The sequence below is a fragment of the Neisseria sp. P0008.S010 genome, assembly GCF_051962715.1.
GTDB classification, from domain to species: domain Bacteria; phylum Pseudomonadota; class Gammaproteobacteria; order Burkholderiales; family Neisseriaceae; genus Neisseria; species Neisseria elongata.
The window spans coordinates 1-463 of record NZ_JBQCVA010000164.1 but is presented as its reverse complement, the minus strand read 5'-3'; the positions used below and the strand labels follow the sequence as shown (position 1 = coordinate 463).

Annotated in this window: 1 rRNA gene; it reads right to left on the bottom strand. The window is 49.5% G+C overall.

Going from position 1 to position 463, the window contains the following annotated elements:
• Positions 1-463, bottom strand: a 16S ribosomal RNA gene (locus ACTHSL_RS13035); the annotation flags it as partial.

The following is a 463-nucleotide window of genomic DNA, read 5'->3' as shown; positions in this document are numbered from 1 at the left end:
AGAGACACGACTACTCGGGTATCTAATCCCGTTTGCTCCCCTAGCTTTCGTCTCTCAATGTCAGTTTCGGCCCAGCAGAGTGCTTTCGCTATTGGTGTTCTTCTCGATATCTACGTATTTCACCACTACACCGAGAATTCCCTCTGCCCCTACCGTACTCAAGTTTACTAGTTTCTGTTGCCGGATCAGGGTTAAGCCCTGATTTTTAACAACAGACTTGGTCAACCACCTACAGACGCTTTACGCCCAATTATTCCGGATAACACTTGCATCCCCCGTATTACCGCGGCTGCTGGCACGGAGTTAGCCGATGCTTATTCCTCAGATACCGTCAAAATTTCTTCTCTGAGAAAAGGAGTTTACAACCCATAGGCTTTCATCCTCCACGCGGCATTGCTCCGTCAGGCTTTCGCCCATTGCGGAAAATTCCTCACTGCTGCCCCCCGTAGGCTGTCTCTTATAC